Source organism: Plantactinospora sp. B24E8 (genome assembly GCF_039871735.1).
Taxonomy (GTDB): Bacteria; Actinomycetota; Actinomycetes; order Mycobacteriales; family Micromonosporaceae; genus Plantactinospora.
In genome coordinates this window covers 1-619 of the sequence record NZ_JBDPMH010000089.1, presented here as the reverse complement: position 1 = coordinate 619, position 619 = coordinate 1, and the positions used below count along the sequence as shown (strand labels likewise).

At 60.7% G+C, this 619-nt stretch carries 1 protein-coding gene; it reads left to right on the top strand.

Going from position 1 to position 619, the window contains the following annotated elements; genetic code table 11:
* Positions 1-9: 9 nt before the first annotated feature.
* On the top strand, positions 10-619 hold a 610-nt coding region (locus ABGB21_RS36895), incomplete at its 3' end, for a condensation domain-containing protein (RefSeq protein ID WP_347681780.1).

Here is a 619-nt window from a genome sequence, read left to right as displayed (position 1 = left end):
CACCACAGTGTGGCGGATGGGTGGTCGGTGGGTTTGTTGAATGGTGAGTTGTCGGTGTGTTATGGGGCGTTGGTGGGGGGTGGGGAGCCGGTTTTGGGGGAGTTGCCGGTGCAGTTTGGTGATTTTGCGGTGTGGCAGCGGGATTGGTTGCGGGGGGAGGTGTTGGAGCGGCGGTTGGGGTATTGGGAGGAGTGTTTGGCGGGGGTGCCGGTTTTGGAGTTGCCGTCGGATCGGCCGCGTCCGGTGGTGCCTTCTTATGGTGGTGATGTGGTGGAGGGGGTGTTGTCGGGTTCGGTGTTGGCGGGTGTGCGGGAGTTGGCGCGTTCGCAGGGGGTTTCTTTGTTTATGGTGTTGGCGGCTGCGGTGAAGGTGGTGTTGTCGCGGTATTCGGGTTTGGATGATGTGGCGGTGGGGACGACGACGTTGGGTCGGTCGCGTCCGGAGTTGGAGCGTCTGGTTGGTTATTTTACGAATCTGGTGGTGTTGCGGACGGATCTTTCGGGGGATCCGTCGTTTGTGGAGTTGTTGGGGCGGGTTCGTGATGTGACGTTGGGTGCGTATGACAATGAGGTGCCGTTCGAGAAGGTGGTTGATCGGGTGGCGCCGGTTCGTGATGCGA